The following is a 26,633-nucleotide window of genomic DNA, read 5'->3' on the forward strand; positions in this document are numbered from 1 at the left end:
CGAGGGCTCCGCGCGTCAGCGCGGCTCCCTGGCGCCGGCCGCGAGCGCGAGCGCGGCGGCCAGCGCCCGGGGCTGGATCGGCTTGTCGACGACGGCGACCAGCCCGGCGGCCCGGGCCCGCTCGCGGACGGCGTCGTCGACGCCGGTGGCGATGCCGATCGTCGGGGTGTCACCCAGGTCGAGCTCGCCCAGCCGGCCCAGGTCGGCCAGCACGAGGTCGACGTCGGCCGGGTCGGCGTCGGTGACCACGTCGTGGTCGAGGTGGACCAGGATCCCCTCCGCGACGAGACGGTTGACCTCGCCGTCCTCCACGAGCAGGACCCGGCGGTGCGGCGGCGCGAGCCGCAGGGGGAGGGTGAACCAGAACCGGCTGCCGCGTCCCGGCGTGCTCTCGGCCCGGAGGACGCCGCCCATCGCCTCGACCAGGCGCAGGCTGATGCTCAGCCCGAGGCCGGTGCCGCCGAACTCCCGGGTCGTCGAGGCGTCGGCCTGCGCGAACGGCTCGAAGATCCGCTGCAGGTCGCCCGCGGCGACGCCGATGCCGGTGTCGGTGACGTCGAAGCGGACCTCGACCCGGTCCTCGTGCTGCCCGGTGACCTCGGCGCGGATCCGGACCTCGCCGGCCGGGGTGAACTTCACGGCGTTCGCGGCCAGGTTGAGCAGCACCTGGCGCAGCCGCGACGGGTCCCCGACCAGCCGCGGGACGTCGCCCTCGACGACCAGGCGCACGCTGCCCGCGCGCGCCGGGTCGGCCGCGAGGTCGGCGACCTCGTCGAGGAGGCGGCGGGCGTCGAAGCCGACCTCCTCGACCACGACCCGGCCGGCCTCGATCTTCGAGAAGTCGAGGAGGTCGTTGATGATCGTCATCAGCGCCCGACCCGCCCCGGCGACGCCGTCGGCGTAGCGGCGCTGACGGTCGTCGAGGTCGCCGGCCAGCAGCAGGTCGGTCAGCCCGAGGACGCCGTTCATCGGCGTCCGGATCTCGTGGCTCATGGTGGCGAGGAACTCCGACTTCGCCCGTGACGCCGCCAGGGCCTGGTCGCGCGCGACCTCGAGGTCGGCCCGGGCCTGGGCCTCGGAGCGGAGCAGCCGGACCGTCCGCACCACCGCCAGCGCCCCCAGGGCGACCGTGGCGAGGAACAGGGCCACGGGGGAGGTGCCGACCCCGTCGCGGGGCAGGAGCAGCAGCGCCGTGGGGACGACCAGCGGCAGGATCGCGACGAGGACCCGGCCGGCCGGCGGACCGGCGGCCTCGGCCCCGGCGTCGCCGGGCGCCACCCGGCGCGGCGCCCACGGGGCGATCGACATCGCGAGGCCGCCGAGCATCCAGCCGAGGTTGAGCAGCGGGTTGTCGGGGTCGGGGAGCCGCTCCAGGAGCATCAGGATGTCGGAGGCGAGCCAGCACCCGATCCCGGCGATCAGCCAGGCGCCGCCCCACGCGCGGCGGTGCCGGCCCAGCGCGACCCGCACCAGCAGCCCGAACAGGACCGCGTCGGAGACCGGGTAGGCGGTCAGCACGCCGAGCGCCAGGAGCGACCGGTCGTCGTCGACCTCGACGAGACGGGTGCGCAGGTCCCACAGCACGAGGACCGACACCACCACGATCGTGAGCGCGTCGATGACGGCGTCCACCTCGACCCGCCGGCCGCGACCGCCCCACGCGATCGCGACGAGCAGGGCACAGATCAGCAGCGTGATCGCGCCGAGGTAGAGGGCGTCGGCCGGGGCCGGGTTCGACACGCCGCGGTGCGCGTCGTCGATCGCGTACGCGACGTCGCCGGCGGCGTAGACCGCCAGCCCCGCGGCCACGAGCATCGCGACCCGGCGCTGGGCGCCCTGGTGGCGTCGGGCGCCGGCGAGCGCCAGCGCGGCCGCGCCGCCGTTCACCACGATGTAGAGGGCGTTGGTGAGGTCGGGCGGGAGCGCGCCGTGCAGGAGGGTCGTCGCCACCGCGAGGACCACGAGGACGGATGCTGCCCCGAGCACCCGCGGCACCGGGTGCCTGAGCATGGGCTGCCTTCCCCTGGTCAGGGTCGGAGCCGGACCGCGACCGCGTGGTAGACCTCGTCGTCGACGGCACCCGCGATCCGGTCGACCGCGATCCGGCGCGGCACGCCGTTGCGGTAGCGCACCACGACCTCGTCGGCGGTGGCGTAGAACTCGCGGAGCAGCTGGTAGACGGCGTCCATCTCGTAGCCGTGGCGGGCGAGCTCGCGGCTCCGGCCGGCGTGGGTCACCGAGGTGACGCGCCGCCCCCGGACGACGGTCACGACGTCCTTGATCGGGTCGGGCCCGCAGAAGCAGGCGGTCCGGAGGACGGTCGTGTAGCGCTCGTGGTCGTCGCGGGACGCCCAGGTGCGCCAGGCCCGGACCAGTCGCCGGTCGTCGTCGGCGGTCGGGCGGAACGGGGTGATCCGGTACGGCGCGCGCGCCCGCGGGTCCGACCCAGCGGCGGTGGATGTCCCGGCGGTGTCTGCTCCGGCGGGGCCCGCTCCGGTGGGCTCTGCGCCGGCTGGGACGACGAGCGCGAGGGTCGCCACGGCGGTGGTCGCCGCCACGGTCAGGGTCGTGATGACGTGCCTCAGCATGCTGCTGCTTCCTGTCGGGGGGACTGTGGCCCATCGTCCACGACGCGGCGCCGGCGGGCGGGCGCCGCGCCCAACTCGGTACGGTCCGATCGTGAGCGTCTTCGACACCGCGACCGCCGTGACCGCCGCCGGCCCGGGTCGCTGGACCGCCGACCTGAGCGAGGGGTGGGCGATCGGCGGTGGCCTCAACGGCGGCTACCTGCTGGCCACCGTCGGTCGCGCGGTCGCCGCGGCCCTGCCCGCGAAGCCGGACCCGCTCGCGGTCGGCGCGCACTACCTGTCGGCCACCCGGCCCGGCCCGGCCGAGATCGACGTCGCCGTGCTGCGCGACGGCGGCAGCGTGGGCACCGCCCGCGCCGAGCTGCGTCAGGGCGACACCGCACGGATCGCCGTGCTGGCGACGTACGGCGACCTCGACCGCGGCCGCGACGACGTCCGCACCACCGCCACCCCGCCCGCCCTCCCGCCGCCGGAGGACTGCGTCGCGAACGAGCCACCGCCCGCGCTGGGCGACGCGGTGTCGCTGCTCGGCCGGTTCGAGATGCGCTTCCACCCCGACCACGTCGGCTGGGCCCGGGGGAGGCCGGACGGCAGCGGCGTCCTGACCGCCTGGTTCCGCCTCGAGGACGGCCGCGAGCCCGACCCGCTCTCGCTGCTGCTCGTCGTCGACGCGCTGCCGCCGGTGACGTTCACCCACGGCCTGATGGGCTGGGCCCCGACCCTCGAGCTCACCGCCCACGTCCGCGCCCGGCCCGCGCCCGGCTGGCTCCGCGTCACCCACGCCACCCGCAACATCGCCGGCGGCATGTTCGAGGAGGACTGCGAGGTCTGGGACTCCGCCGACCGGCTCGTGGCCCAGTCGCGACAGCTGGCGCGACTGCCCCGCTGAGGCCCGGTGCGGGAGGCTGCCCGGTCGCGGTGCCGCGCCGGCGTCAGTCGAACCAGGACCGTCGCATCGTGAACAGCCACCGCACCGAGGGGTGCTCGGAGACGGAGTAGAGCAGGTCCTCGTCGGGGGAGTAGGCGACGTCCTCGTTGCCCATCGGCGTGGCGTGGCGGTGCTCGCGCAGGCGGGACGGGTCGCCGGCCGGACCGGCGAAGACCGAGCCACGCACGAAGCGGCCCTGCGAGACCGTGACGTAGACGTGGTCGCGGCCCGCGGCGACACCCTGCATCCGGCGGGGACCGCTGCCGAACGGCTCGATGTCGGCGCGGTCGACGGCACCCTCGCCCAGGGAGAGACGGGCCAGCCGGCGGGTGCGGGCCGGGTCGTTCGTGTACTCGCCGGCGAGCAGGTCCGGGCCGGAGGGCCCGCTGCGTCCGGCGTGGTCGAGGGAGAGGAACGAGAAGCGGAACTTCTCCACGCCCTCGTCGGCGTGGGCCCGGTACTGCCAGCGCACCGGCAGCACGTAGCGGTAGCCGTGCGCCGCCGCGCGGTCCGGCACCCGCACGAGGTCGTCGAGCAGGCAGGTGAACAGCCCGCGGCCGGTGCCGGCGACGTGGATCCGCGAGCCCTGCCACACGAGGCCGCCGGCGTGCACGTGCAGCGGCTCCACGGTGCCGTCGTCGCGGGGGCGCACGAGGAGCACGTGCCGGTAGCGGCCGCGGTCGAGGTCCATCACGCTCAGCCGGGAGCCCTGGTTGGCGTCCTCGTGGGGGAGCTTCTTGGCGTACCAGGTGGTCATCGCCAGGCGGCGGCCGTGGTGGGTGCCCGCGTCGGCGTTCGTCGTCACGCCCTGGGGCCACCAGCGCAGGTCCACCTGGTCGCGGACGTCGTACCGGAACGCCTCGTGGACGGCCCGGCCCGGGGCGCGCGTCGTCCGCAGCCGGCGCGGGAGGTCGTCGAGGAGCGCGTCGAACGGCACCCGGCCGCCCGACCTGGCCACCACCGCCGCCACGGCGTCGGTGCGGTCGTCGACCCGGTCGAGGCGCAGTCCGCTCGTCGTCACCCGACTAGTCTCGCCCCCGTGTGGTCGCGATGAGGAAACCGGTGGTCGGCGCAGCGGTCGTCCGCGACGGACGCGTGCTCGCGTGCCGGCGCACCTCGCCGCCGGCCGCGGCCGGTCGGTGGGAGCTGCCGGGCGGCAAGGTCGAGCCCGGTGAGACGCCAGGGGCAGCCCTGGTCCGCGAGCTCCGCGAGGAGCTCGGGGTCGACGTCGTCGTCACCGGCTGGCTCGCGGGCTCGGCCGAGATCGCCGGGACCCACGAGCTGACCGTCGCGCTCGCCACCGTCGCCGTCTGGACGCCGTACCCGCTCGAGCACGACCGGCTCCGGTGGCTGCGCGCCGGCGAGCTGGACGACGTCGACTGGCTCGAGCCCGACCGGCCGTTCCTCGCCGAGCTGCGCGGGGTGCTCGCCCCGTGAGCGCCCGCGGCATCTTCTTCGACGAGGACGACGCGCGCGCCGTCCTCGCCCGTCTCGCCGGCGACGGCTACGACGCCACCCTCGTGCGCGAGCGGCTCGCCGGGGAGGACGACGACGAGGACCACCCGTGGGCGGTCGTGACCGACGCCCCGGACGTCGTCCTCGAGCTGCTGGTCGACCAGCACGACGGCTGGTTCGACGTCGAGGAGCCGGCCCCGCCGGCCCTGCCGCCGCTGGACCTCCCGGCCGCCCCCAAGCGGGTCAAGCGGCCGCCGACGGCCTGATCCGGCCCGGGGTCCGCCCTCGGCGGGGCACCGGCTCGCCCGGCTCACTACGCTCTCCCCATGAGCGAGACCACTGAGCACCGGCTGCTGCTGGTGCACGCCCACCCCGACGACGAGACCATCGGCCAGGGCGCCACCATGGCCCGGTACGTCGCGGAGGGGCGCGGCGTCACGCTCGTCACCTGCACCGCCGGTGAGATGGGCGAGATCCTCGTGCCCGAGCTCGAGCACCTCGCCGCCGACCGCGACGACGGCCTCGGCGAGCACCGCCGCGGCGAGCTCGCCACGGCGATGGCCGCCCTGGGCGTCACCGACCACCGCTTCCTCGGCGGCTTCGGCCGCTACCGCGACTCCGGGATGGCCTGGCACGCCGACGGCTACGCCATCGCCGCCGACCTGCCCGCGGACGAGGGGGGCCACGACAACGCCTTCTCCCGCGCCGACCTCACCGAGGCCGCCAACCACCTCGTCGAGATCATCCGCGAGGTGCGCCCGCAGGTGCTGGTGACCTACGACGAGTTCGGCGGCTACGGCCACCCCGACCACGTGCAGGCCCACCGGGTCGCGACGTACGCCGCGGCGCTGGCCGCCGTGCCCTCGTACCGGATCGGCGACGACGGCCTCGGCGAGCCGTGGGACATCCCGAAGATCTACTGGGGCGCCATGTCGGAGAGCCGGATGCGGCAGGGCCTGCGGATGATGCGCGAGGCCGGCGACACCACGTCGTTCGAGGGCATGGACCCCGACGGGCCGCTGCCGCACTTCGTCACGCCCGACGAGAACCTCTCGGCGGCCGTCGACGCCCAGGACTTCGTCGAGGCCAAGATGACCGCCCTCGCCGCCCATGCCACCCAGATCACCACCGACGGCCCGTTCTTCGCACTGTCCAACAACGTCGGCGCGACCGCCTGGGGCATCGAGTACTACCGCATCGCCAAGGGCGAGCGCGGTCCGGTCGGCGACGACGGCCTCGAGGCCGACCTGTTCGCGGGGATCTGACGCTGAGCGTGCTCCGGGCCGCGGGGCTGGTCCTGCTCGGTGCGGTCGTCGGCGCGGCCTCGGTGCTGGTCCACGGCCGGCCGGTCGGGCTGACCCTGGCCGTCGTCGCGTCGGCGTCCGCGGCGTGGGCGTTGCCCGGCGGCTGGAGCACGCGGTTCGCGTTCGTCGCCGGCTGGGTCGCCGTCCTCGGGGCCGCGCTGGTGCCCCGCTCCGGCGGGGGCTACCTCGTCGGCGCGAACGCCGAGGGCTACGTGCTGCTGGGCCTGGGCCTGGGCCTGCTGCTGCTCGGGATCGTGACCGTGCGCCCGCTGCGCCCGAGCGATCCTTAGGATGGCCCGGTGAAGAGACCTGACGAGCGCGGCCTCGCCGGCGGCAGGGTCACGCTCGTCGTGGTCCTGGTGCTCGCCCTCCTGCTCGGCGGCGGGTACGCCGCGGCGTACGCCGTCGCCGGCGACAAGACCCCCCGCGACACCGTCGTCTCCGGGGTCGACATCGGCGGGATGACGCCCGCCGCCGCGCGCGAGGCGCTGGTCGAGGGTCTCGCCGACCGGACGGCCGCGCCGCTGCGGGTGTCGCTCGGCGACCGCAGCGACGAGATCGACCCCGCCGAGGCGGGCCTGTCGATCGACTACGACGCCACGGTCGCGGCCGCCGGGACCGAGCGGTCCTGGAGCCCGAGCCGGCTGTGGGACTACTTCACCGGCGGTGACGACGTCGAGGCCGTCGTCGCGGTCGACGAGCAGGCCCTGGACGCCGCCCTCACCGAGCTCGAGGCCGGGCTCGGCGAGGACCCCGTCGACGCCCGCGTCGTCTTCGCCGACGGCGAGGTCTCCACCACCCCGGCCGAGCCCGGCCGTGGGCTGGAGCCCGGCTCCACGCGCGCGGCCCTCACGGCCGCCTACCTCTCCGGCGACCCGGTCGACCTCGACATCACCTCGCTCGAGCCCGACGTCACCGACGCCGAGGCCGCCGAGGCCGTCAGGACCTTCGCGGAGCCGGCCCTGGCGGGCCCGGTGAACCTGCGCTTCGGCTCGGCCGGGGTCCGCCTCGCACCGGACGACTTCGCCGACGCCCTCTCCCTCGAGCCGGGCGACGACGGCGCCCTCGTGCCGGCGGTCGACGCCGACCTGCTCGTCCCGCTGGTCGAGGACGCCACCGCCGGCGACGGCGACCCCGTCGACGCCAGCATCCGGCTCGTCGACGGCCGGCCGCGGGTGGTCAAGGCCAAGCCCGGCATCTCCTTCGAGCCCGCCGACGTGGCCGCCGCCTTCCTCGAGGTCGTGGCCCGCCCGAGGGGCGAGCGCAGCGTCGACGTCGAGGGCACCGTCGAGCAGCCCGCGTTCACCACCGCCGACGCCCGCGCCCTCGGCGTGAAGCGCAAGGTCTCCGAGTTCACGACCTACTTCCCGTACGCCGAGTACCGCAACACCAACATCGGCCGGGCCGCCGAGCTCGTCGACGGCACCCTGCTCAAGCCCGGCGAGACGTTCTCGCTCAACGACATCGTCGGCGAGCGCACCCGCGAGAACGGCTTCACCGAGGGCTACATCATCAGCAACGGCATCCTCAAGCTCGACCTCGGGGGCGGCGTCTCCCAGATGGCGACGACGCTGTTCAACGGGATGTTCTTCGCGGGTCTCGAGGACGTCGAGCACAAGCCGCACTCCTTCTACATCGACCGCTACCCGGTCGGCCGCGAGGCCACCGTGGCCTGGGGCTCGGTCGACCTGCGGTTCCGCAACAACACCGAGCACGGCGTCCTGGTCAACGCCGAGGTGAAGCCGAGCACGCCGTCCACCCAGGGCGAGGCGACGGTCCGGATGTTCTCGACGAAGGTCTGGGACATCGACACGACCACCGGCGAGCGCTACGCCTACGTCGGCCCCGCCACCCGCGTCCTCGACACCCCCGACTGCGAGCCCAACACCGGCTACTCGGGCTTCCAGATCGACGTCACGCGGATCTTCCGGGAGCCGGGCTCTGACGAGGTCGTGCGGACCGAGAAGTTCCACACCGACTACACCCCCAGCGACACCGTCGTCTGCCGGCCGCCCGGGTCCATCAAGAACCCCTGAGCGGTCGCCCTCCCACACGCCGGCCGGGGATGCCCCCGGCGAGGGGACCCCGACCGGCATGGGTACCTACGGCGCGAGCCGGTGCAGGTCGCGCGGGAAGAGCGTGACCTCGCGGACGTTGGCCGCGCCGACCAGCCGCGACACCCAGCGCTCCAGCCCGATCGCGAACCCGCCGTGCGGTGGGATGCCGTGGCGGAACGCCTCGACGTAGGACGCGAACGGCTCGGCCGGGTAGCCGCGCTCGGCGAGCACCCGCACGTAGTCGGCGTGCCGGTGCAGCCGCTGGGCCCCGCTGACCAGCTCGACGCCGCGGAAGAGCAGGTCGAAGGAGCGCGACCAGCGCGGGTCCTCGGGGTCGGGGTGGCTGTAGAAGGCCCGCGAGGCGGTGGGGTAGCCCTCGACGACGAGGAAGTCCGAGCCGTGGGTCTCGCGCGCCCACGCGCCCAGCGCCCGCTCGTGGGCCGGAGCGAGGTCCGGCTCGTCGTCCGGGGCGCCGACGAGGCGGAGGGCGTCGCGGAAGTGCAGCACCGGCACCTCCTCCGGCACGACCGGGACGTCGACCTCGAGCCGCTCCACGGCCGCCGCGGCCCGCTCGTGCACCGCCGCGACCATCCCGGCGACGACGTCGCGCAGGCACGCGACGACCTCGCGGTGGGACTCGACGAAGCCGAGCTCGACGTCGAGCGAGACGTACTGCGCCAAGTGCCGCACCGTGTCGTGCGGCTCGGCGCGGAAGACCGGCCCGACCTCGTAGACCCGCTCGAAGACCCCGACCAGCACCTGCTTGTAGAGCTGCGGGCTCTGCGCGAGGAAGGCCGGGCGGCCGAAGTAGTCGACCTCGAAGACGCTCGCCCCGGACTCCGTGGCCGACTCCACCAGCTTCGGCGAGTGCACCTCGGTGAACCCCGAGGCGTCGAGGGTCGCCCGGAAGCCGTGCAGGCTGGCGGCGGCGACCTCCCAGCGGGCCCGCTGGCGCGGGTGGCGCCAGGTGGTCGCCGCGTGGTCGAGCAGGGTCGGCAGCGCGGCGTCCAGCGTCGGGCGCCACAGCTCGACGACGGGGGTGGCGGCGGGCTCGCCGAGTGCGGTCACCGAGGCCGCGGTGACCTCCACGCCCCCGGGGGCCCGGGCGCTGGTGGTGGCGGTGCCGACCACCTCGACCGGGGTCTCCTCCGGCGGCACGGCACCCCACGCGGGGTCGTCCTCACGGACGACGACCTGCGCGAGGCCGGTGCGGTCGCGCACGACCAGGAAGGTCAGCGCCGCGAGCTCGCGGCGCCGGTGCACCCAGCCCTGCAGTCGCACGGTCTCGCCCGGGACGGCGTGGGTCAGGTCGGTCGTGTGGGTACGTCTCATGGTCACCTCCAGCAGGGGAAACCCTGGAGGTGTGGGCGGGGGTCAGGTCGCGGTGCCACCACACCTTCGCCGCTGTCTCCGCACCCACGGGGGAGGGAGGGCGGCCTCTCGTCGGTGACGCCGCACGCGCGGCCCGGGCCGTGTGCGGGGATCGTCACTCCCCACCCGGGCAGCACCAGGCTAGGTCGTAGCCTGCGTGCGTGCTCGCCCATTTCCGGCTGACCGTGCCGGCGTCCCTCGCCGACGACGTCCGCGACCTCCTCGTCGCGCACGACCACGTCACCAACGTGACCGTGCAGCCGGGCGCCGTCGTCCAGCCGGCCGGCGACCTGGTCGAGGCCGACGTGGCGCAGGAGTCCTCCGGCGCGCTGATGGGCGAGCTGCGCCGCCTCGGGGTGCACCGGAGCGGCGGGATCGTCATCACCACCCCGACCGGGACGCCGTTCGCCGCCGCCGACGCCCTCGAGGACCTCGCGCCGGGGCATCCGGACGACGCGGTGATCTGGGACGCCGTCGAGGACGGCGCCGAGGCGGGCGCGGCGCCGACGCTGTCGTACCACCTGTTCCTCGTCATCGCCGTCGCGCTCGCCGCGATCGCCGTGCTGACCGACTCCGCGGTGCTCGTGGTGGGTGCGATGGTCGTGGGCCCGGAGTTCGGCCCGATCACCGCGATCAGCGCCGGCATCGTGCTCGGGCGACCCGGGCTGCTGCTGCGGAGCCTGCGGCTGGTCGTGCTCTCGTTCGCCTTCGCGGTGCTGGCCGTCACGCTGCTCTCGCTCGCCGGCGTCGCGGTCGGCTGGGTCGACCAGGAGCTCGTCACCCGCGAGCGGCCCAACACCGGCTTCATCTTCAACCCCGACCACTGGTCGTTCGTGGTCGGCGTCCTCGCGGGCGCCGCCGGTGCGCTCGCGGTGGCCCTGCAGCGGGCCGCCACCATGGTCGGGGTCTTCATCTCGGTCACCACGGTGCCTGCCCTGGGCAACCTCGCCCTCGGCGTCGCGGTGTGGGAGCGTGAGGAGGTGCTCGGTTCCCTCGCGCAGCTCGGCCTCAACGTGGCCGGGATGGTGTTCTCCGGCGTCGTCGTGCTGCTCCTGGTGCGGACGGCGTGGCCGTGGCTGGCCGCCCGCTCCGACCGGATCTTCGGGGTCGTGACGTGAGCGCCGCCGAGCCCGAGGAGGAGCAGGGCGACTCGCTGCTGACCGTGCTGGTCGCGCTCGCGGCCAACGCGCTGATCGCCGGCGCCAAGTCGGTCGCGGCCGTGCTCACCGGGTCGGCGTCCATGGTCGCCGAGGCGGCGCACTCGTGGTCCGACACCGGCAACGAGGTCTTCCTGCTCGTCGCCGAGCGTCGCGGCCGGCGTCCGCGCGACGTGGAGCACCCGCGTGGCTACGGCCGGTCGACCTACATCTGGTCGCTGGTCGCGGCGTTCGGGCTCTTCTCGGCCGGTGCGGTCGTGTCGATCTGGCACGGCGTCACCGAGCTCGGCGCCGAGGAGGGCGAGGCCAGCTTCACGATCAACTACGTCGTGCTGGCGATCGCCTTCGTGCTGGAGGGGACCTCGTTCCTGCAGGCGACCCGCCAGGTGCGCGGGGGAGCGGTCCGCTTCGGGCTGCGGCCGTGGCGCTACGTCACCCGCACCTCGAACCCGACCCTGCGCGCGGTGTTCTTCGAGGACGCCTCCGCGCTGCTCGGCATCCTGATCGCCGTCACCGGCATCGCGCTGCACCAGCTCACCGGGAACGCCGTCTGGGACGCCGCCGGCTCGATCGGCGTCGGCGTGCTGCTCGCCGTGGTCGCGGTCTTCCTGATGCGTCGCAACATGGACTACCTGCTCGGCCAGGGCGTCGACCCCGGCACCCGCCGCCAGGTGCTGGTGCGGCTGCTCGCGCACCCCGAGATCGACCGGATCACCTACCTCCACCTCGAGTACGTCGGCCCCCAGCGGGTCTTCGTGGTCGCCGCCGTCGACCTGGTCGGCGACGACACCGAGGGGCACCTCGCGCTGCGCTTCCGGCGCGTCGAGGCCGAGATCGAGGAGGCGTCGTTCATCGAGGACGCCGTGCTCACCCTCGCCCCGCCCGACGAGCCGGCCCTGACGCCGGGGCGCGACGCAGGCTGACCGGGCGCGCCGGCCCGGCGTCAGCGCGGCGTGAGGTAGCGGTAGCGGTGGTGGGTGCGGAAGCCGAGCCGCTCGTAGAGCGCGAGCGCGGGGGCGTTGTCCCCGAGCACCTGCAGGAAGACCGTCGACGCGCCGCGCTCCCCGCCCCACCCGACGCAGGCCGCCAGCGCGGCGAGCCCGAGCCCGCGGCGCCGCTGCGCCGGGTCGACGGCGAGGCCGCCGAGGCCGAGCCAGTCGCCGTCGGGTGCCGGGTCGAGCGCGGCGAACGCCGTCGCGTGGTCGCCGACCGTGACCCGCACCCAGGCCTCGTCGCCGGTCCCGCCGGGGGCGGTGGTCCCGTGCACCGCGGCGTCGGGGTGCGCCGCGCCGCGCAGCGCCCGGCTCACCTGCGCGAGCGCGGCGACCTGGAACAGCGTGTCGGACTCGTTGCTCTCCGGCACCCACCCGAGCGCGGTGAGGCGGGTGTGCTCGGGGGAGCCGGTCAGCACGGCCGCGACCGGGCGGTCGTAGTGCGCGAGCACCCGCTCGACGTCGGTGTCGCCGTCGAGGCCGGACGGGCCGAAGGCGAGCACCGAGTTGGCGCGGCGGGCGGTCGCGGTGGCGGAGTCGCGCAGGACCCACCCGCCCAGCGGCTCGGTGACGAGGTCGGGGAAGAGCGCGAACCCGTGCTCCTGGGCCACGCGGGCGGGCACCCGGTCGCGCACCGACGGGCGCGGCGGCACCGGCTTGCCGGAGACGACGTCGCGCAGGGCGATCGTGACCGGGACGCCGTCCGCGGGCCGGACGACGCAGACGCCCCCGCCCCACGCCTCGCAGACGCCGAGCACGTCGGTCATCGCCGGTCCGCCGCTCGGGCCGGTCTCGCCGGGCACCAGCCGGCGCACCACGACGCGGGAGCCCACGACGTGCGGGCCGAGCGTGTGCTGGCCCGGCGTCTGCTGACCCGGCGTGGGCTGGCCCACACCGGTGTCCAGGGGTCGGGGTTCGTCGTTCACCGGCACTGTCGGGATACTAGGCTGCAGAAGGCTCTCGCACCGTCCGGGCCCCGGCCCGGACGCCGCAGCATCAATTGGAGGAACTGATGACCTACGTCATCGCGCAGCCCTGCGTCGACCTGAAGGACCGTGCCTGCGTCGACGAGTGCCCGGTCGACTGCATCTACGAGGGCAAGCGGATGCTCTACATCCACCCCGACGAGTGCGTCGACTGCGGTGCGTGCGAGCCCGTCTGCCCGGTGGAGGCCATCTTCTACGAGGACGACACCCCGGAGGAGTGGAAGGAGTACTACACCGCCAACGTGGGCTTCTTCGAGGAGCTCGGCTCCCCGGGCGGTGCCGCCAAGATGGGCGAGATCGACCACGACCACCCGTTCGTCGCGGCCCTCGAGCCGCAGGAGCACGACCACTGAGCGGTCCCGTCTCGGCGCGGCTGCCCGCCGCCGTCCAGACCGGTCTGGTGGCCGTGCGCCGACGTGCCGAGGCCTACCCCGGCCCGGTCGTCGACCTCTCGATCGGCGCTCCGACCGACCCCACCCCGGACGTCGTCCGCGCGGCCCTGGCCGCGCACGCCGACGCCCCCGGCTACCCGCTGACGGCCGGCCGCCCCGCCCTGCGCGAGGCGGTCGTCCGCTGGCTGGAGCGCGTCCACGACGTGACCGGCCTCGACCCGGCGCACGTGCTGCCCGCGGTCGGCACCAAGGAGCTGATCGGCTCGCTCCCGCTGCACCTGGGCCTCGGCGCCGGTGACGTCGTCGCCCAGCCGACGCCGGCCTACCCCACCTACGCGGTCGGCACCGCGCTGGTCGGCGCCACCACGGCCCACGCCGACTCAGTGGCCGACCTCGAGGCGCTCGCGGCGCGGGGGAGCGTGCCGCGGCTGGTGTGGGTGAACTCCCCGGCCAACCCGACCGGCCGGGTGCTCCCGCCCGACGCGCTGCGCGCGATCCTCGCCTGGTGCCGCGACCACGGGGCGCTGCTGGCCTCCGACGAGTGCTACCTCGACCTCGGCTGGGACGTCGACCCGGTCAGCGTCCTGCACCCCGACGTCTGCGGCGGCAGCCACGACGGCGTCGTCGCCCTGCACTCGCTGAGCAAGCGCTCCAACCTCGCCGGCTACCGGATCGGCTTCCTCTCCGGTGACCCCGCCGTCGTCGCCGAGCTCGTCTCGGTGCGTCGCAACCTCGGCCTCGGCCTTCCGAACCCGCAGCAGGGTGCGGCCGTCGCCGCGCTCGACGACGACGAGCACGTCGCCGTCCAGCGGGCGCGGTACGCCGGACGCCGCTCCGTCCTGCGCCCCGCGCTCGAGGCCGCCGGGTTCCGCGTCGACCACAGCGAGGCCGGGCTGTACCTGTGGGTGACCCGCGACGAGCCGGGCCCCGCCGAGCGCCGGGGCGTCGACCTGGTCGGCCGGCTCGCCGACCTCGGCCTGGTCACCGTCGCCGGGGCCGAGTACGGCGCCGCCGGCCACGCCCACGTCCGTCTCGCCCTCACCGCCCCCGACGACGCGGTCGCCCTCGCGGCCGACCGCCTGATCCAGGAGTTCCGTCCGTGACGCCCACCACCCTCTCGCTCGCGCACCCGAGCGTCGACCCGCCGACGCTGATCGACCGCACCCGGCAGGCGCTGGGCTGGTCGGGCAGCGAGTTCCTCGTCGGCCTGCGCGGCTACGACGAGCTGATGGAGACCCTCGAGGTCGCCTCCGACGTCGAGGGCCTGGCGCGCATCGGCGACCCGACGTCGCCGCCGGTGCGGCTGCTCCGGGCGCTGAACGCCTCCGGTGCCGGCCTCAGCGTCGGGCGCGTCGCCACGCTCGACGCGCCGTGGCGCTGGGCCCGGATCGGCGAGGGCACCGCCGAGATCACCGGTGTCGCGCTGCGCCAGCAGGCCTACGCCGACGTCGTCGGCGCCCTCGGCCGGGCCGGCGTCTCGTTCCGCGTGCTGCCCGACGACACCACCACCGAGGCGCTCCTCGACCTCGGGCGGACGCTCGGCTCCGCCGTCCTCGACGTCGACGAGGTGCCCGCGGACGCCGTCCTGGTGCCGGGCTACCTCGACGACCAGCCGCCGCTCACCTACGGTCTGCTCACCCGCCGTGCCCCCGAGCTCGCCGAGGACGTCGTCGTCTGGCTCTCGATGCAGCCCGAGCGCGAGTCGGCCGGCACGCTGATGGCGGCGCTCCAGCGCTTCAGCGACCTCGGCCTCAACCTCGACTTCCTGCACAGCGACCCGCTGGGGCCCGACGTCCACAGCTTCTACCTCGGCTTCCGCACCGACCCGGCCCGCGTCGACGACCTCCAGGCCTCGCTGCGCGAGGGCGGGTTCACCAGCCGCGTCCTCGCCGCCTTCGCCCTCTGAACCGGACCCGACAGCAGCGCGCCGGCGCGACGGCGCGCCGCGTCGGCGGGCCACTAGGCTCGCGGGCGTGAGCGTCACCTACCTGGGCCCCTCGGGCACCTTCACCCACCAGGCGGCCGTGGCGCTGCGTCCCGACCTCCGCGTCGACGCCGGCGCCGGCGACCTGGTGCCGGCGACGTCGGCGGCCGACGCGCTGGCCGCGGTCGAGTCGGGCGCGGCCACCTACGCGGTGCTGCCGATCGACAACTCGGTCAACGGCGTGGTCGTGCCGACCCTCGACGGGCTCCTGCTGCGCCCGGCGCTGTCGATCGTCGACAGCGTCGTGCTGCCGATCTCCTTCGACGCCTACACCCGCGACCCGACCATCGAGCCCCACGTCGTGGTGAGCCACCCGCACGGCCTCGCCCAGTGCCGCACCTGGATCGAGGCCCGGGGCCTCCCCACCCGCGAGGCCTCCTCGACGGCGGCGGCGTGCCGCGATCTCGGGCCCGGCGAGATCGGCATCGGCCCGCGGATCTGCGGCAGCCTCTACGACCTGCACGCCGTCGCCGAGGCGGTCGAGGACAACGCCGCCGCCTACACCCAGTTCGCGCTGGTGTCGGCGGGCCCGGTGCCGGACGCCGGACCCGGTCCCGGCGCCGGCGACGACGGGTTGCTGGTCGGGCTGTTCCCCGACGCCAACGTGCCCGGCCTGCTGCGCCGCCTGCTCGGCGTCCTGGAGGACCGGGGCGTCAACATGACCAACCTGGTGACGCGGCCGGTGCCGGCGACCCCGGGCATCTTCGTGTTCCTGCTGTTCCTGTCGGGCTCGTTCAGCGCCGACGACGTCGAGGAGATGCGGGCCGAGTGGGCCCACCTCGGGGCCTCGGCCCGGCCGCTGGGCCGGATCTCGCCGCTGGCCCGGATGGCCGCGCGGCCGTGACCGTGTTCGAGCGGGTCGCCGTCGTCGGGGCCGGGCTGATCGGCGGGTCCGTGGCGCGCCGGCTGCACGCCCGCGGGGTCGACGTCGTCGTCGTCGACCCGGACGCCGGCACCCGTGCGGCGGCGTCCGCGGCCGGGCTCGCGGTGGCCGACGCGCTGCCGGCCGACCGCGACCTGGTCGTGCTGGCCACCCCGCTCGACGCGCTGGCGACGGTGCTCGCCGACGCCGCGGTCGCCGCCCCCGACGCCGTCGTGGTCGACGTCGGCAGCGTGAAGGTCGCCGCCGCGCGGGCCGCCGCCGCGGCCGGCCTCGCCGGTCGCTACGTCGGGGCGCACCCGATGGCCGGCACCGAGCAGTCCGGTTTCGAGCACTCCTACCCCGACCTGCTCGTCGGCGTGCGGTGGGCCGTCGCCCGCGGCGACGGCCCGGTCGCGGACGTCGTCCGCCTCGTCGTCGAGGCCTTCGGCGCGACCGCGGTGGTGCTCGACGCCGAGGAGCACGACCGCGCCGTCGGCCTGGTCAGCCACGCACCGCACGTGCTGGCCAACGCCCTGCTCGAGCTGGCCGAGCGCGCCGCCGAGCCGACGGCGTCCCACCTGGCCGCCGGCAGCTTCCGCGACGGCACCCGCGTCGCCGGCCGCAACGCCGAGCGCACCCGCAACATGCTCGCCGACAACGCCGGCGCCCTGGCCGGCGTCCTCGACGACCTGGTGGCCCTGCTGGCCCACTACCGCCGCGAGCTCGCCGACCCCGACGCCCTCGGCGCGCGGCTGCAGGCGGTCGTCGACGGCGCCGCCGCGGTCCGCCGCCCCGACGCCGACTGGCGGGCCTGCCCCGACCTCGACCTCGTGCTCAGCGCCCCCGGCCCGGTGCTGGTCCGCGCGGGCGCGGGCGGGCTCGAGTGGGCTCCGGCCCAGCCGTGAGCGCCGACGAGGTCGTCGCCCTCTACGACCGGACGGGCCGGCCGTGCGGGTCGGCGCCGCGGTCCCGCGTCCGCGCCGAGAACCTGCGGCACGCGGCGACCAACGTCGTCGTCCGCGACCCCGCCGGGCGGATCTTCGTGCACCGCCGCACCGACACCAAGGACGTCTACCCCGGCTACTGGGACTTCACCGCGGGCGGCGTCCTGCTGGCCGGCGAGGAGCCCGACGACGCCGCGCGCCGCGAGGTCGAGGAGGAGCTCGGCGTCACCTCGGGGCTGGTGTCGCTGGGCGCGGCCGACTACGCCGACGACCGCACGACGTACCGCGCGTTCCGCTACGAGACCGTCTGGGACGGCCCGCTCCGGCTGCAGCCGGAGGAGGTCGCCGAGGGGCGCTGGATGACCCCCGCCGAGGTGGTCGCCATGATCGACGACGACGCCCTGCGCGTCATGCCCGACGCCGTCAGCGTCCTCGGGGCCTGGCTGCGCGCCCTGATCCTCTGACCCGAACCGCGCGATCGCGCGGTTTGGGTTGGTGGTGGGGGTGTGGGGCGACCCGTTCGGCGCGATCGCGCGGTTTGGGTTGGTGGTGGGGGTGTGGGGCGACCCGTTCGGCGCGATCGCGCGGTTTGGGTTGGTGGTGGGGTGTGGGGCGACCCGTTCGGCGCGATCGCGCGGTTTGGGTCGGTGGTGGGGGTATGGAGCGACCCGAACGGCGCGATCGCGCGGTTTGGGTCGGGGGGCCAGGTGGGATCGGCGCGGCGGACGCTAGGCGAACACGTCGACGTGGACGTGGTCGCGGTGCTCGAGGATCGCCTGGGTGGCGGGGTCGTCGTTGGTGGGGGCGTCGTAGTCGCGCCAGGTCTGGTCGCGGCCGGCGACCCAGATCTTGTCGTCGAAGATGACGGTGCGGACGTCGAGCCGGGCGGCGTGGGCCACGAGGTACTGCGCGACAGCCCAGCCGCGCTGCCGGTGGGGTGCGTCCACCGGGCGGAAGAAGAGGTCGACGGCGCGGCCGTCGTAGTGCGCGGAGCCCTCCATGTGACCGGTGCTGACGCCGCCCGGCGCGAAGCCACCGGTCGGGAGCTCGCCGAAGGCCTGCTGGACGTCGTCGCGGACCGCGTCGGCGCGCGCGGTCAGTCCGCGGCGGTTGAGGTCGGGGCTGTCCTCGTCGACGTCGCCGTCGACCTCGCAGGCGAACGACGACCCGCTCTGGCCGGTCAGCGCGGAGGCGAGCACGCGGGCGTCGTCCTCGTGGTCGGCGTAGGCGCCGGGGAACGCGGAGCGCTGCACGGCCTGCGCCGCGACGGTGATCTCGAGGTCGCGGTAGTCGCCGACGTCCTCGAGGGCGTCGTAGAAGGCGTTGGTGGAGTAGACCGGGTCGAGGATCTCCTCGACCGAGCCCCAGCCCTGGGAGGGCCGCTGCTGGAAGAGGCCCACGGAGTCGCGGTCGCCGTGGTCGATGTTGACCAGGTCCGACTCCTGGTAGGCCGTGGCCAGCGCGATCGACGCCGCCCGGGCGGGCAGCCCGCGCCGCACCGAGATCGCGGCGATCAGCGAGGCGTTCTCGGCCTGCTCGACGCTGACGTCGACGCTGCGGCCGTCGACCGTCGCGGTGCACCCCTCGGCGCCCTGGAGGAACGGCACGCGCACGTTGCGCAGCACGCCGACCGCCACCGCGGTCACCACGACCAGCGCGGCGACGGCGACCAGCGCCGGCGCGGCCCCCCTCCTCACCTGGCGGTCCTCATGGCGCCAAGTGTGGACGACGGCCGGTTGAGAGGAGGCTGAGCGTCAGTTCGCGTGCAGCGCCTCGTTGAGGGCGATGCCGCTGCCCCGCCACGGGATCGCCTCGACGGCGCCGGTGACCGAGTTGCGGCGGAACAGCACGTTGTCGCGTCCGGAGAGCTCGATCGCCTTGAGGTGGGTGGGCTTGCCGTCGCGGTCGAGGACGGTCAGCTTGGTCCCGGCGGTGACGTAGCAGCCGGCCTCGACCACGCAGTCGTCGCCGAGGGAGATGCCGATGCCGGAGTTGGCGCCGAGCAGGCAGCGCTCGCCGAGCGAGATGACCTGCTGGCCGCCGCCCGACAGCGTCCCCATGATCGACGCGCCGCCACCGACGTCCGAGCCGTCGCCGACGACGACGCCGGCCGAGATCCGGCCCTCGACCATCGAGGTGCCGAGGGTGCCGGCGTTGAAGTTCACGAAGCCCTCGTGCATCACGGTGGTGCCCTCGGCGAGGTGGGCGCCGAGACGCACGCGGTCGGCGTCCGCGACCCGCACGCCGGTCGGGACCACGTAGTCGGTCATCCGCGGGAACTTGTCGACGCCGTAGACGCTCACGTGGCCGACGGCGGCCCGCAACCGGGCCCGGGTCAGCTCGAAGCCGGCCACGGCGCACGGCCCGGCGGAGGTCCAGACGACGTTCGCCAGGAGCCCGAAGACCCCCTCCATCGAGCAGCCGTGCGGGCGGACCAACCGGTGCGAGAGCAGGTGCAGGCGCAGCCAGACGTCCTCGGTGGACGCCGGCGCCGCGGCCAGGTCGGCCGTCACCAGGCGGACCTCCCGGGTCACCCGCCGGGCCTCGTCCGGGACGGCGAGCGCGGCGAGCTCCGCGGGCGCCCCACCGTCGGTCGCGCCCAGCACGGGCGTGGGGAACCAGGCGTCGAGCACGCCGCCGTCCGCGTCGAGGGTGACCAGGGCCCAGCCGGAGGCAGCGGTGTCGCTCATGCGACCAAGCCTAGGAGGCGCGACGGTCGGGGGGTCGGCCCGGTCTCAGAGCCCGGTGCTGCCGTCGATGCACTCGCGCAGGAGGTCGGCGTGGCCGCAGTGCCGCGCGTACTCCTCGACCAGGTGCACCAGGACGTCGCGCAGCTCGACCTCGTCGTCGCCGAGCGTGCCGAGCACGTCGAGGGACGGCGCGCCGGCGTACCACTGCTCGGCGTGCGCGACCTCGGTGCGCCAGGCCGTCCAGGCCTCGTCGACCACCGCGGGGTCGGCGACCGCGCCGTCGAAGTCGGCGTCGCGGTGCTCGTCCTTGCCGTACAGCTTGGGGCGGTCGAGGCGGCGCTCCATGACGCGGCGGCACCACGAGTACTCGACGGCGGCCAGGTGTCGGAGCAGGCCGAGCAACGACAGCGACGACGGCGGCACCGACCGCCGGGCGAGCTGCTCGGCGTCCAGACCCTGGCAGGTGCGCTCGAACGTCGCCCGGTAGTGGCGCAGGTAGTCGAGCACCACGGCGCGCTCGCCGCGCAGCATGTCGGTCATCCCCGCACGATGCCACGGCCACGGACCGGTCCCCGGACCGGCGCGGCAGCGTCGTCGTCGGCCGGGCCCGGCGCGACCAGCCGGCGGTCGTCGCGCAGGATGGGACGATGCGACGTCCGGTCTTCGTGCTGCACGACCACCGCAAGCCGCGCCCGCACTTCGACCTGCGGCTCGAGGAGGACGGCGTCCTGCGGTCGTGGGCGGTGCCGAAGGGGCTGCCCGTCGACAGCGCGCACGACCGGCTCGCGGTGGCCGTCGCCGACCACGACCTGGCGCACGCCACCTACACCGACGAGCACAAGACCATCGCGGACCACGGCACCTGGACGCTGGTCGACCGCAACGACCGGCGGTTCGTCTTCGACCTGTGCGGGGTCGACGGCGTGCGGCGCTACGCCCTGGTCGACACCGGGCGCGACTGGCTGCTCCACCTGCTCAAGGAGCAACCGTGAGGCGCCTCACCGGGCGGTGATGAACCCGGACACGCTGCACGGGTCGGTCGCGGAGCCCGTGACGTCGGCCATCAGGGTGCCCTGGACGACGGCGCCCGACGGGTCGCCGTAGGTGAAGGTCAGCTGGGCGAGGTCACCGTCGTCGCCGACGAGGAGGTCGAACTCGCCGGCGAGGGGCCCGAAGTCGCCGTTCTCGACGTCGTCCTCGAGCGGGGTGGCGCCGGGGGTGTCGCTGAGCACCACCGAGGCGATCCGCGAACCCGCGCGGGACGAGGTCGCGAGGAGCCCGACGCGGGTCCCGCCGCCGATGACGGTGCAGCGCAGCTCGACGTCGAGGCCGGCGCTGCTGTAGAGGAAGCGGGGCCGCCCGGGACCCGTGCCCAGGGTGTCGTCCACCGCCTTGACCGTGAGACCGGCGACCGTGCCGGCGTCGCTGGCGTACCTGGAGGTGTCGGCGTTGCGGACCACGCCCAGGGTGTCCTCCTTCACGTCGGCCCCGGTGACGGCGCCGTTCTTGATCTTGGCGCCGGTGACCGCGTCCTTCTTGAGGTCGGCGGTGCCGACCTTGACGGCGGCGTACGACGTGCCGCCGAGGGCGACGAGGAGGGCGAGGGTGCTGGCGGTCGCGCTGTAGCGCGCGGTCATCGAGGGGGGCATGCGCCGATCCTGCGCGGCGACCTTCCGGGAACCTGCGGGAATCGTGTGGGGCGCTCACCGCACGGCTCAGCGGCGGGCCTGCCACACCCGGTCGACCTCGGGGTGGCGCCGGTGCAGGACCGCGAGCATGGTGACCAGCACCGCGAACACGGCCACCAGCAGCCGCGCCACCCACAGCTGCAGGTCGCTCGAGCCGGCCGACGGCTCCTGCACGCCGAGCACGGTGAGCAGGAGGTCCAGCAGGCTGGCGCGCCGCCGGGAGCCGGAGTCGACCACGAGGGCGAGCGCGACCGCCATCGCGACGACGTCGACCAGCACGAGGCTGAGCAGCACCGAGGCACGCGCCTCGACGTCGCCGCGGACGGCGGCGGGGGAGTCGAGCACGATCCGGATCACGGGGGCCAGCACCATCAGGTGCGCCAGCATCGCGAGCAGCAGCGCGCCGCCCCCGACCAGCCAGACGACGAGCGGGACGACGCCGAACCAGCTGCGGTCGGGCTCGACGCCGTCCTCCAGGGTCACCGGGAAGAGCAGGAAGCCGACCAGGGTCTCCAGGAGGAGGGCGCTGACGACGGGGGCGACCGTCGCCGACATCGCCCGGCCGATCGAGCGCGGGTCGAGCGAGTCGCGCGAGACCAGGAAGGCCAGGCCGAGGACGACGTCGGCGGCGGCCACCACGGCGATCGGGCCACCGACCCGGTCGGCGTCGGCGGCCATCCACCACAGGCCGACCCCGGCCGCGGTGACGGCGAGCACCCAGACGGTCCAGCGGACCCGGCGGGTCCACGAGCGGCGTCCGGGCACGCGTCACCGTACGACGGGTGGGGTCAGTCGTCGCGCTCGACCCGGATGACCTCGCCGGTGACGGCGTCGAGGGTCACGGTCTGCTCGTCGGCGGTGTCCTCGTCGAGCTGGACGTCCCACGTCGCGCGGTTGCCGCTGTCGTCGTCGAGGTCCAGGTCGATCGAGGTGACGGTGCCGCCGGGCACCTCGCCCAGCGCGGCCTCGACGGCGGCGGGCAGGTCGACGGTCGCGTCCCGGAGCAGCTGCGTGCGCTCGGCGAGGTCGTCGTCCCCGTCCCTGTCCCTGTCGTTGTCCCCGTCGTCGTCGCGGTCCTCGACCGGCTCGCGGGTCACGGTGGCGCCGTCGGCGCTGACCGTCAGGTCGAACTCGGCGCCGTCGGCGGTGACGACCGTCGCGTCCCACCCGTCGCGCTCGCGGTCGACGGAGAAGACGACGGCGCCGTCGAGGGCGCCGAGCGCGGTCCGGGCGGCGGCGAGGACGTCGCCGGCCGGCGCGGCCTGGCCCTCCTGGCCACCCTCCTCGCCCGGGGCCTCGGCGGGCGCGCTCGAGGAGTCGGTCGCGGCCGGGGCGTCGTCGGCGGACGAGGAGGACGAGGAGGACGCGGCCGGCGTGGTGTCGTCGGCGGCGTCGCCCCCGTCGTCACCGCAGGCGACGAGCGTGAACGCGAGCGGCGCGACGGCGACCACGGCGAGACGGCGGCCGGACAGCGCGGACAGGAAGGACGGGCGGTTCATGGGTATCTCCTCGACAGGGGGTGCGATCGGTACTCCCCGACCATCTCGCCGCGGCGGTCAAGGGGGCGCGAACCGGAGGTCAAGGGCACGCTAAGACCGGGCGGACACCGCGCGGGGGAACCGATTGGTCAGCGTCCCCGGCGCCGCCCTACCCTGGGAGCACAGGCGTTCGAGCCGTCATCAGCGGCGAGCCTCCGGAAGAACGGCCCCGCCCGCGAGGGCGGGGCCCACTAGAACCGGACGGGTGGCCCGTCACAGCCGACAACGAAGTGGTCCCGCAGCAGGTGGGCGGGGCAATCGAGGTGGTACCGCGGCAGCCCGTCGTCCTCGTCGTGACATGCACGTGACGTCCGACGAAGCGCCAGGAGCCCCCGATGCCGTACCCCAAGAACGCCCCCGAGCAGGGTGTCCCCTCGAGCCCGCGGTTCCCGGAGATCGAGGAGCGGATCCTCGCGTTCTGGCAGGCCGACGGCACCTTCCAGGCGAGCATCGACCAGCGCGACGCCGGTGCCGACGGCGCGAACGAGTTCGTCTTCTACGACGGCCCGCCGTTCGCCAACGGCCTGCCGCACTACGGCCACCTGCTCACCGGCTACGTCAAGGACCTCATCCCGCGGTTCCAGACGATGCGTGGGCGCCGGGTCGAGCGCCGCTTCGGCTGGGACACCCACGGGCTGCCGGCCGAGCTGGAGGCGATGCGGCTCAACGGCATCAAGACCACCGACGAGATCCTCGAGCTCGGCATCGAGAAGTTCAACGACGCCTGCCGCGAGTCGGTGATGAAGTACACCGGCGAGTGGCGCGACTACGTCACGCGCCAGGCCCGCTGGGTCGACTTCGACAACGACTACCGCACCATGAACCCCGACTACATGGAGTCGGTCATGTGGGCGTTCAAGCAGCTGCACGACAAGGGCTACGTCTACGAGGGCTTCCGCGTGCTGCCCTACTGCTGGAACGACGAGACGCCGCTGTCGAACCACGAGCTGCGGATGGACGACGACGTCTACCAGATGCGGCAGGACCCCGCCGTCACCGTCGGCTTCGAGATCACCACCGACGGCCCGCTCCAGGGCGCCAAGCTGCTCATCTGGACCACGACCCCGTGGACCCTGCCGAGCAACCTGGCCGTGATGGTCGGCTCCGACATCGACTACGTCGTCGTCGAGCACGCCACCGACCGCGGGACGGACCGGCTGGTCATCGCCGAGGCCCGGCTGGCGGCGTACGCCCGCGAGCTCGGCGACGAGCCGACCGTGGTCTCGCGCCACACCGGCCGGGAGCTGCTCGGCCTGGTCTACCGCCCGCCGTTCGGCTACTTCGAGGGCCACGAGAACGCCTTCCGCGTCGTCGCCGCCGACGACGCCGTCACCACCACCGACGGCACCGGGCTGGTGCACAGCGCCGGCGCGTTCGGTGAGGTCGACAAGGAGGTCACCGACCGCGAGGGCATCGAGGCCGTGATGCCGGTCGGCAAGGACGGCCGGTTCACCGCGCCGGTCACCGAGTACGCCGGCATGCTCGTCTTCGACGCGAACCCGCACATCATCGACGACCTCCGGTCCGTGACGGGCGGCGAGCCGGCCGGTGCGGTGACGGCCGGCACGGTGCTGCTGCGTCGCGAGACCTACGACCACTCCTACCCGCACTGCTGGCGCTGCCGCGAGCCCCTCATCTACAAGGGCGTCTCGTCGTGGTTCGTGCAGGTGACGGCGTTCAAGCAGCGGATGCTCGAGCTCAACCGCGAGATCAACTGGGTGCCCGACCACATCCAGGACGGCCAGTTCGGCCGGTGGCTGGAGAACGCGCGCGACTGGTCGATCACCCGCAACCGCTTCTGGGGCAGCCCGGTGCCGGTGTGGGTGAGCGACGACGACGCCTACCCGCGCACCGACGTCTACGGCTCGTTCGCCGAGATCGAGCGCGACTTCGGCCGGGTGCCGACCAACGCCGCCGGCGAGCGCGACCTGCACCGGCCGTTCGTGGACGACCTGACCCGGCCCAACCCCGACGACCCCCGCCCCGAGGGGGAGCGCTCGACGATGCGCCGCGTCCCCGACGTCCTCGACGTGTGGTTCGACTCGGGCTCGATGAGCTACGCCCAGGTGCACTACCCGTTCGAGAACAAGGAGTGGTTCGACGGCAGCGCCGAGAGGAAGGGCCACTTCCCGGCCGACTTCATCGTCGAGTACATCGGCCAGACCCGCGGCTGGTTCTACACCCTGCACATCCTGGCGACGGCGATCTTCGACAAGCCGGCCTTCGAGAACTGCATCAGCCACGGCATCGTGCTGGGCTCCGACGGCAACAAGATGTCGAAGTCGCTGCGCAACTACCCCGACGTCCGCGAGGTCTTCGACCGCGACGGCGCCGACGCGATGCGCTGGTTCCTCATGTCGAGCCCGATCCTGCGCGGCGGCAACCTCGTCGTCACCGAGCAGGGCATCCGCGACTCGGTGCGCCAGGTGCTGATCCCGCTGTGGAACAGCTGGTACTTCTTCCAGCTCTACGCCAACGCCGCGAACGGCGGGGCCGGCCACGACGCGACCGCCGGGGCGTCGGAGCGCTCCTCGGTCCCGCTCGACCGCTACCTGCTGGCCAAGTGCCGCGAGTACGTCGAGGAGATGACCACCGCCCTCGACGCCTACGCCGTCGCCGAGGCCTGCGACGCGACGCGCTCGTTCCTCGACGTCCTCACCAACTGGTACATCCGGCGCTCGCGCGACCGGTTCTTCGACGAGGAGCCGGCCGCGTTCGACACCCTCGGCACCGTGCTCGAGACCGTCTGCCGGGCGACCGCGCCGCTGCTCCCGCTGACCACCGAGGAGATCTGGCGCGGGCTGACCGGCGAGCGGTCGGTGCACCTCACCGACTGGCCGCGGGCCGAGGAGCTGCCCGCCGACGCCGCCCTGGTCGCCGCCATGGACCAGGTGCGCGAGATCTGCTCGGCCGCCTCCGCGCTGCGCAAGGCCGCCTCGCTGCGCAACCGGCTGCCGCTGGCCCGCCTGACCGTCGTCGTGGCCGACCCCGACGCGCTCGCGGCCGAGGGCCTCGAGGGCCTGGTCGCCGACGAGGTCAACGTCAAGGAGGTGCGGCTGCTCGCCGCCGACAGCCCGGAGGCGGCCGCCCACGGCGTGGAGCAGAAGCTCACCGTCAACGCCCGCGCCGCCGGCCCGCGGCTGGGCCGCGAGGTCCAGCTGGCCATCAGGGGCTCGAAGTCCGGCGACTGGCAGGCCGAGGTCGGCGACGACGGCCAGGTCCGGGTCACCGCCGGCGGGCTCGCGCTCGTCGAGGGCGAGTACACCCTCGAGACGGTCGCCGGCTCCGCCGACGCCGACACCGCGACCGGGGTGCTGCCGGGCGGCGGGTTCGTCGTCCTCGACACCGCGGTCACCGCCGAGCTGGCCGCCGAGGGCCTGGCCCGCGACCTGGTCCGCGCCGTCCAGCAGGCCCGCCGCGACGCCGGCCTCGACGTCTCCGACCGGATCGTGCTGACCCTCACCGGCGGTGAGGCCGTCGTCGCGGCGGCCCGCACCCACGAGGCCCTGGTCGCCGGCGAGACCCTCACGACGTCCTACGAGGTGGTGCTCGGCGACGGGACCACCGGCACGCCCGTGGGCGACGGCGAGCGGGTCGCGATCACCCTCGCCAAGGCCTGACCCCCACGCCGACCCGTCAGTGATCAGCGACGGGTCGGCGCGGGAACGGGGTCGTCTCACTCGCTCGGGCGGTGGAC

Annotated in this window: 27 protein-coding genes; 16 read left to right on the top strand and 11 right to left on the bottom strand. The window is 74.7% G+C overall.

Annotation, left to right across the window (positions count from 1 at the left end; all coding sequences use genetic code 11):
* Positions 1 to 15: 15 nt before the first annotated feature.
* Together FE634_RS04070 and FE634_RS04075 are read right to left on the bottom strand one after the other, a co-directional pair.
* Positions 16 to 2,010 carry an ATP-binding protein gene (locus FE634_RS04070; protein WP_148240367.1) on the bottom strand — a complete coding sequence of 665 codons (1,995 nt, stop codon included), beginning with the start codon at positions 2,008 to 2,010 and terminating at the stop codon, positions 16 to 18.
* Positions 2,011 to 2,027: 17 nt separating this feature from the next.
* Positions 2,028 to 2,588, bottom strand: a complete 561-nt coding sequence (locus FE634_RS04075; protein ID WP_138875161.1) for a DUF6174 domain-containing protein — start codon at positions 2,586 to 2,588, stop codon at positions 2,028 to 2,030.
* 91 nt (positions 2,589 to 2,679) lie between these two features.
* Between FE634_RS04075 and FE634_RS04080 the strand changes: the two genes are divergently transcribed.
* Positions 2,680 to 3,477, top strand: coding sequence for a thioesterase family protein (locus tag FE634_RS04080; RefSeq protein ID WP_262347570.1), 798 nt, complete (start codon positions 2,680 to 2,682; stop codon positions 3,475 to 3,477).
* Between the two features lie 43 nt (positions 3,478 to 3,520).
* On the opposite strand, the gene FE634_RS04085 is transcribed toward FE634_RS04080, so the two are convergent.
* Complete coding sequence (locus tag FE634_RS04085) at positions 3,521 to 4,537, bottom strand: hypothetical protein (RefSeq protein WP_138875163.1); 1,017 nt, start codon at positions 4,535 to 4,537, stop codon at positions 3,521 to 3,523.
* A 41-nt stretch (positions 4,538 to 4,578) separates the two neighbouring features.
* Between FE634_RS04085 and FE634_RS04090 the strand changes: the two genes are divergently transcribed.
* From FE634_RS04090 to FE634_RS04110, 5 genes are read left to right on the top strand one after another with little or no spacing between them, the layout of a single operon-like run.
* Positions 4,579 to 4,953 (top strand): (deoxy)nucleoside triphosphate pyrophosphohydrolase, encoded by a 375-nt coding sequence (locus tag FE634_RS04090; protein WP_138875164.1) that lies wholly within the window; start codon positions 4,579 to 4,581, stop codon positions 4,951 to 4,953.
* Positions 4,950 to 5,237, top strand: a complete 288-nt coding sequence (locus FE634_RS04095; protein WP_137292410.1) for a hypothetical protein — start codon at positions 4,950 to 4,952, stop codon at positions 5,235 to 5,237. The genes FE634_RS04090 and FE634_RS04095 overlap by 4 nt, the downstream gene beginning before the upstream one ends.
* 60 nt (positions 5,238 to 5,297) lie before the next feature.
* On the top strand, positions 5,298 to 6,236 hold the full coding sequence (mshB, locus tag FE634_RS04100) for an N-acetyl-1-D-myo-inositol-2-amino-2-deoxy-alpha-D-glucopyranoside deacetylase (RefSeq protein WP_148240368.1): 939 nt from the start codon (positions 5,298 to 5,300) through the stop codon (positions 6,234 to 6,236).
* A gap of 8 nt (positions 6,237 to 6,244) precedes the next feature.
* A complete protein-coding gene (locus FE634_RS04105; protein WP_138875165.1) occupies positions 6,245 to 6,565 on the top strand; it encodes a hypothetical protein in 321 nt (106 codons plus the stop codon).
* Between the two features lie 9 nt (positions 6,566 to 6,574).
* Positions 6,575 to 8,311, top strand: a complete 1,737-nt coding sequence (locus tag FE634_RS04110; protein ID WP_148240369.1) for a VanW family protein — start codon at positions 6,575 to 6,577, stop codon at positions 8,309 to 8,311.
* A 66-nt stretch (positions 8,312 to 8,377) separates the two neighbouring features.
* On the opposite strand, the gene aspS is transcribed toward FE634_RS04110, so the two are convergent.
* Positions 8,378 to 9,664 carry an aspartate--tRNA(Asn) ligase gene (gene aspS / locus FE634_RS04115; protein WP_138875168.1) on the bottom strand — a complete coding sequence of 429 codons (1,287 nt, stop codon included), beginning with the start codon at positions 9,662 to 9,664 and terminating at the stop codon, positions 8,378 to 8,380.
* A 200-nt stretch (positions 9,665 to 9,864) separates the two neighbouring features.
* Between aspS and FE634_RS04120 the strand changes: the two genes are divergently transcribed.
* On the top strand, positions 9,865 to 10,821 hold the full coding sequence (locus FE634_RS04120) for a DUF389 domain-containing protein (RefSeq protein WP_138875169.1): 957 nt from the start codon (positions 9,865 to 9,867) through the stop codon (positions 10,819 to 10,821).
* The gene (locus FE634_RS04125; protein ID WP_222847667.1) at positions 10,818 to 11,783 is read left to right on the top strand and encodes a cation diffusion facilitator family transporter; all 966 of its coding nucleotides are present in this window, start codon (positions 10,818 to 10,820) and stop codon (positions 11,781 to 11,783) included. Before FE634_RS04120 ends, FE634_RS04125 begins: the two co-directional genes overlap by 4 nt.
* A gap of 20 nt (positions 11,784 to 11,803) precedes the next feature.
* Here FE634_RS04125 and FE634_RS04130 read toward each other — a convergent pair whose 3' ends face one another.
* Entirely contained in the window at positions 11,804 to 12,778 is a 975-nt protein-coding gene (locus FE634_RS04130; protein WP_138875170.1) for a GNAT family N-acetyltransferase, read from the bottom strand.
* 86 nt (positions 12,779 to 12,864) lie between these two features.
* Between FE634_RS04130 and fdxA the strand changes: the two genes are divergently transcribed.
* From fdxA to FE634_RS04160, 6 genes are all read left to right on the top strand, one after another.
* Positions 12,865 to 13,191 (top strand): ferredoxin, encoded by a 327-nt coding sequence (gene fdxA, locus FE634_RS21285; RefSeq protein ID WP_134765281.1) that lies wholly within the window; start codon positions 12,865 to 12,867, stop codon positions 13,189 to 13,191.
* A gap of 47 nt (positions 13,192 to 13,238) precedes the next feature.
* Positions 13,239 to 14,333 (top strand): succinyldiaminopimelate transaminase, encoded by a 1,095-nt coding sequence (dapC, locus tag FE634_RS04140; protein ID WP_316043823.1) that lies wholly within the window; start codon positions 13,239 to 13,241, stop codon positions 14,331 to 14,333.
* Positions 14,330 to 15,136 carry a hypothetical protein gene (locus tag FE634_RS04145; RefSeq protein WP_138875172.1) on the top strand — a complete coding sequence of 269 codons (807 nt, stop codon included), beginning with the start codon at positions 14,330 to 14,332 and terminating at the stop codon, positions 15,134 to 15,136. The genes dapC and FE634_RS04145 overlap by 4 nt, the downstream gene beginning before the upstream one ends.
* A gap of 67 nt (positions 15,137 to 15,203) precedes the next feature.
* Positions 15,204 to 16,058: a prephenate dehydratase gene (locus FE634_RS04150; protein ID WP_138875173.1), complete on the top strand. Its 855-nt coding sequence runs from the start codon at positions 15,204 to 15,206 to the stop codon at positions 16,056 to 16,058.
* Complete coding sequence (locus tag FE634_RS04155) at positions 16,055 to 16,981, top strand: prephenate dehydrogenase (protein ID WP_170981449.1); 927 nt, start codon at positions 16,055 to 16,057, stop codon at positions 16,979 to 16,981. Before FE634_RS04150 ends, FE634_RS04155 begins: the two co-directional genes overlap by 4 nt.
* Positions 16,978 to 17,484, top strand: coding sequence for an NUDIX hydrolase (locus FE634_RS04160; protein ID WP_138877053.1), 507 nt, complete (start codon positions 16,978 to 16,980; stop codon positions 17,482 to 17,484). Before FE634_RS04155 ends, FE634_RS04160 begins: the two co-directional genes overlap by 4 nt.
* 264 nt (positions 17,485 to 17,748) lie before the next feature.
* On the opposite strand, the gene FE634_RS04165 is transcribed toward FE634_RS04160, so the two are convergent.
* From FE634_RS04165 to FE634_RS04175, 3 genes are read right to left on the bottom strand one after another with little or no spacing between them, the layout of a single operon-like run.
* Complete coding sequence (locus tag FE634_RS04165; RefSeq protein ID WP_222847668.1) at positions 17,749 to 18,717, bottom strand: hypothetical protein; 969 nt, start codon at positions 18,715 to 18,717, stop codon at positions 17,749 to 17,751.
* A 57-nt stretch (positions 18,718 to 18,774) separates the two neighbouring features.
* Entirely contained in the window at positions 18,775 to 19,710 is a 936-nt protein-coding gene (gene dapD / locus FE634_RS04170; RefSeq protein ID WP_148240371.1) for a 2,3,4,5-tetrahydropyridine-2,6-dicarboxylate N-succinyltransferase, read from the bottom strand.
* 45 nt (positions 19,711 to 19,755) lie between these two features.
* Positions 19,756 to 20,250 (bottom strand): DinB family protein, encoded by a 495-nt coding sequence (locus FE634_RS04175; RefSeq protein ID WP_137292422.1) that lies wholly within the window; start codon positions 20,248 to 20,250, stop codon positions 19,756 to 19,758.
* A gap of 107 nt (positions 20,251 to 20,357) precedes the next feature.
* Here FE634_RS04175 and FE634_RS04180 point away from each other — a divergent pair, with 107 nt between their 5' ends.
* Entirely contained in the window at positions 20,358 to 20,702 is a 345-nt protein-coding gene (locus FE634_RS04180) for a DNA polymerase ligase N-terminal domain-containing protein (RefSeq protein ID WP_138875175.1), read from the top strand.
* A gap of 6 nt (positions 20,703 to 20,708) precedes the next feature.
* Here the strand turns inward: FE634_RS04180 and FE634_RS04185 are convergent, their stop codons facing one another.
* The 3 genes from FE634_RS04185 to FE634_RS04195 all read right to left on the bottom strand — a co-directional run bounded on the left by FE634_RS04185 (position 20,709) and on the right by FE634_RS04195 (position 22,897).
* Positions 20,709 to 21,359, bottom strand: a complete 651-nt coding sequence (locus FE634_RS04185) for a hypothetical protein (protein ID WP_138875176.1) — start codon at positions 21,357 to 21,359, stop codon at positions 20,709 to 20,711.
* Positions 21,360 to 21,425: 66 nt separating this feature from the next.
* The gene (locus FE634_RS04190; protein WP_138875177.1) at positions 21,426 to 22,163 is read right to left on the bottom strand and encodes a hypothetical protein; all 738 of its coding nucleotides are present in this window, start codon (positions 22,161 to 22,163) and stop codon (positions 21,426 to 21,428) included.
* Between the two features lie 23 nt (positions 22,164 to 22,186).
* Positions 22,187 to 22,897 carry a PepSY domain-containing protein gene (locus FE634_RS04195; protein WP_138875178.1) on the bottom strand — a complete coding sequence of 237 codons (711 nt, stop codon included), beginning with the start codon at positions 22,895 to 22,897 and terminating at the stop codon, positions 22,187 to 22,189.
* Between the two features lie 374 nt (positions 22,898 to 23,271).
* Here FE634_RS04195 and ileS point away from each other — a divergent pair, with 374 nt between their 5' ends.
* Positions 23,272 to 26,556: an isoleucine--tRNA ligase gene (ileS, locus tag FE634_RS04200; RefSeq protein WP_148240372.1), complete on the top strand. Its 3,285-nt coding sequence runs from the start codon at positions 23,272 to 23,274 to the stop codon at positions 26,554 to 26,556.
* Positions 26,557 to 26,633: the final 77 nt, after the last annotated feature.

It is taken from the genome of Nocardioides sp. S-1144 (assembly GCF_005954645.2).
Lineage (GTDB): Bacteria > Actinomycetota > Actinomycetes > Propionibacteriales > Nocardioidaceae > Nocardioides > Nocardioides dongxiaopingii.

Excerpts from the sequence above, each read along its gene's own strand:
- FE634_RS04070 (WP_148240367.1), bottom strand. The coding sequence starts at position 2,010 with ATGCTCAGGCACCCGGTGCCGCGGGTGCTCGGGGCAGCATCCGTCCTC.
- FE634_RS04075 (WP_138875161.1), bottom strand. The coding sequence starts at position 2,588 with ATGCTGAGGCACGTCATCACGACCCTGACCGTGGCGGCGACCACCGCC.
- mshB (WP_148240368.1), top strand. The coding sequence starts at position 5,298 with ATGAGCGAGACCACTGAGCACCGGCTGCTGCTGGTGCACGCCCACCCC.
- aspS (WP_138875168.1), bottom strand. The coding sequence starts at position 9,664 with ATGAGACGTACCCACACGACCGACCTGACCCACGCCGTCCCGGGCGAG.
- fdxA (WP_134765281.1), top strand. The coding sequence starts at position 12,865 with ATGACCTACGTCATCGCGCAGCCCTGCGTCGACCTGAAGGACCGTGCC.
- dapD (WP_148240371.1), bottom strand. The coding sequence starts at position 19,710 with ATGAGCGACACCGCTGCCTCCGGCTGGGCCCTGGTCACCCTCGACGCG.
- FE634_RS04175 (WP_137292422.1), bottom strand. The coding sequence starts at position 20,250 with ATGACCGACATGCTGCGCGGCGAGCGCGCCGTGGTGCTCGACTACCTG.
- FE634_RS04180 (WP_138875175.1), top strand. The coding sequence starts at position 20,358 with ATGCGACGTCCGGTCTTCGTGCTGCACGACCACCGCAAGCCGCGCCCG.
- FE634_RS04185 (WP_138875176.1), bottom strand. The coding sequence starts at position 21,359 with ATGCCCCCCTCGATGACCGCGCGCTACAGCGCGACCGCCAGCACCCTC.
- FE634_RS04195 (WP_138875178.1), bottom strand. The coding sequence starts at position 22,897 with ATGAACCGCCCGTCCTTCCTGTCCGCGCTGTCCGGCCGCCGTCTCGCC.
- ileS (WP_148240372.1), top strand. The coding sequence starts at position 23,272 with ATGCCGTACCCCAAGAACGCCCCCGAGCAGGGTGTCCCCTCGAGCCCG.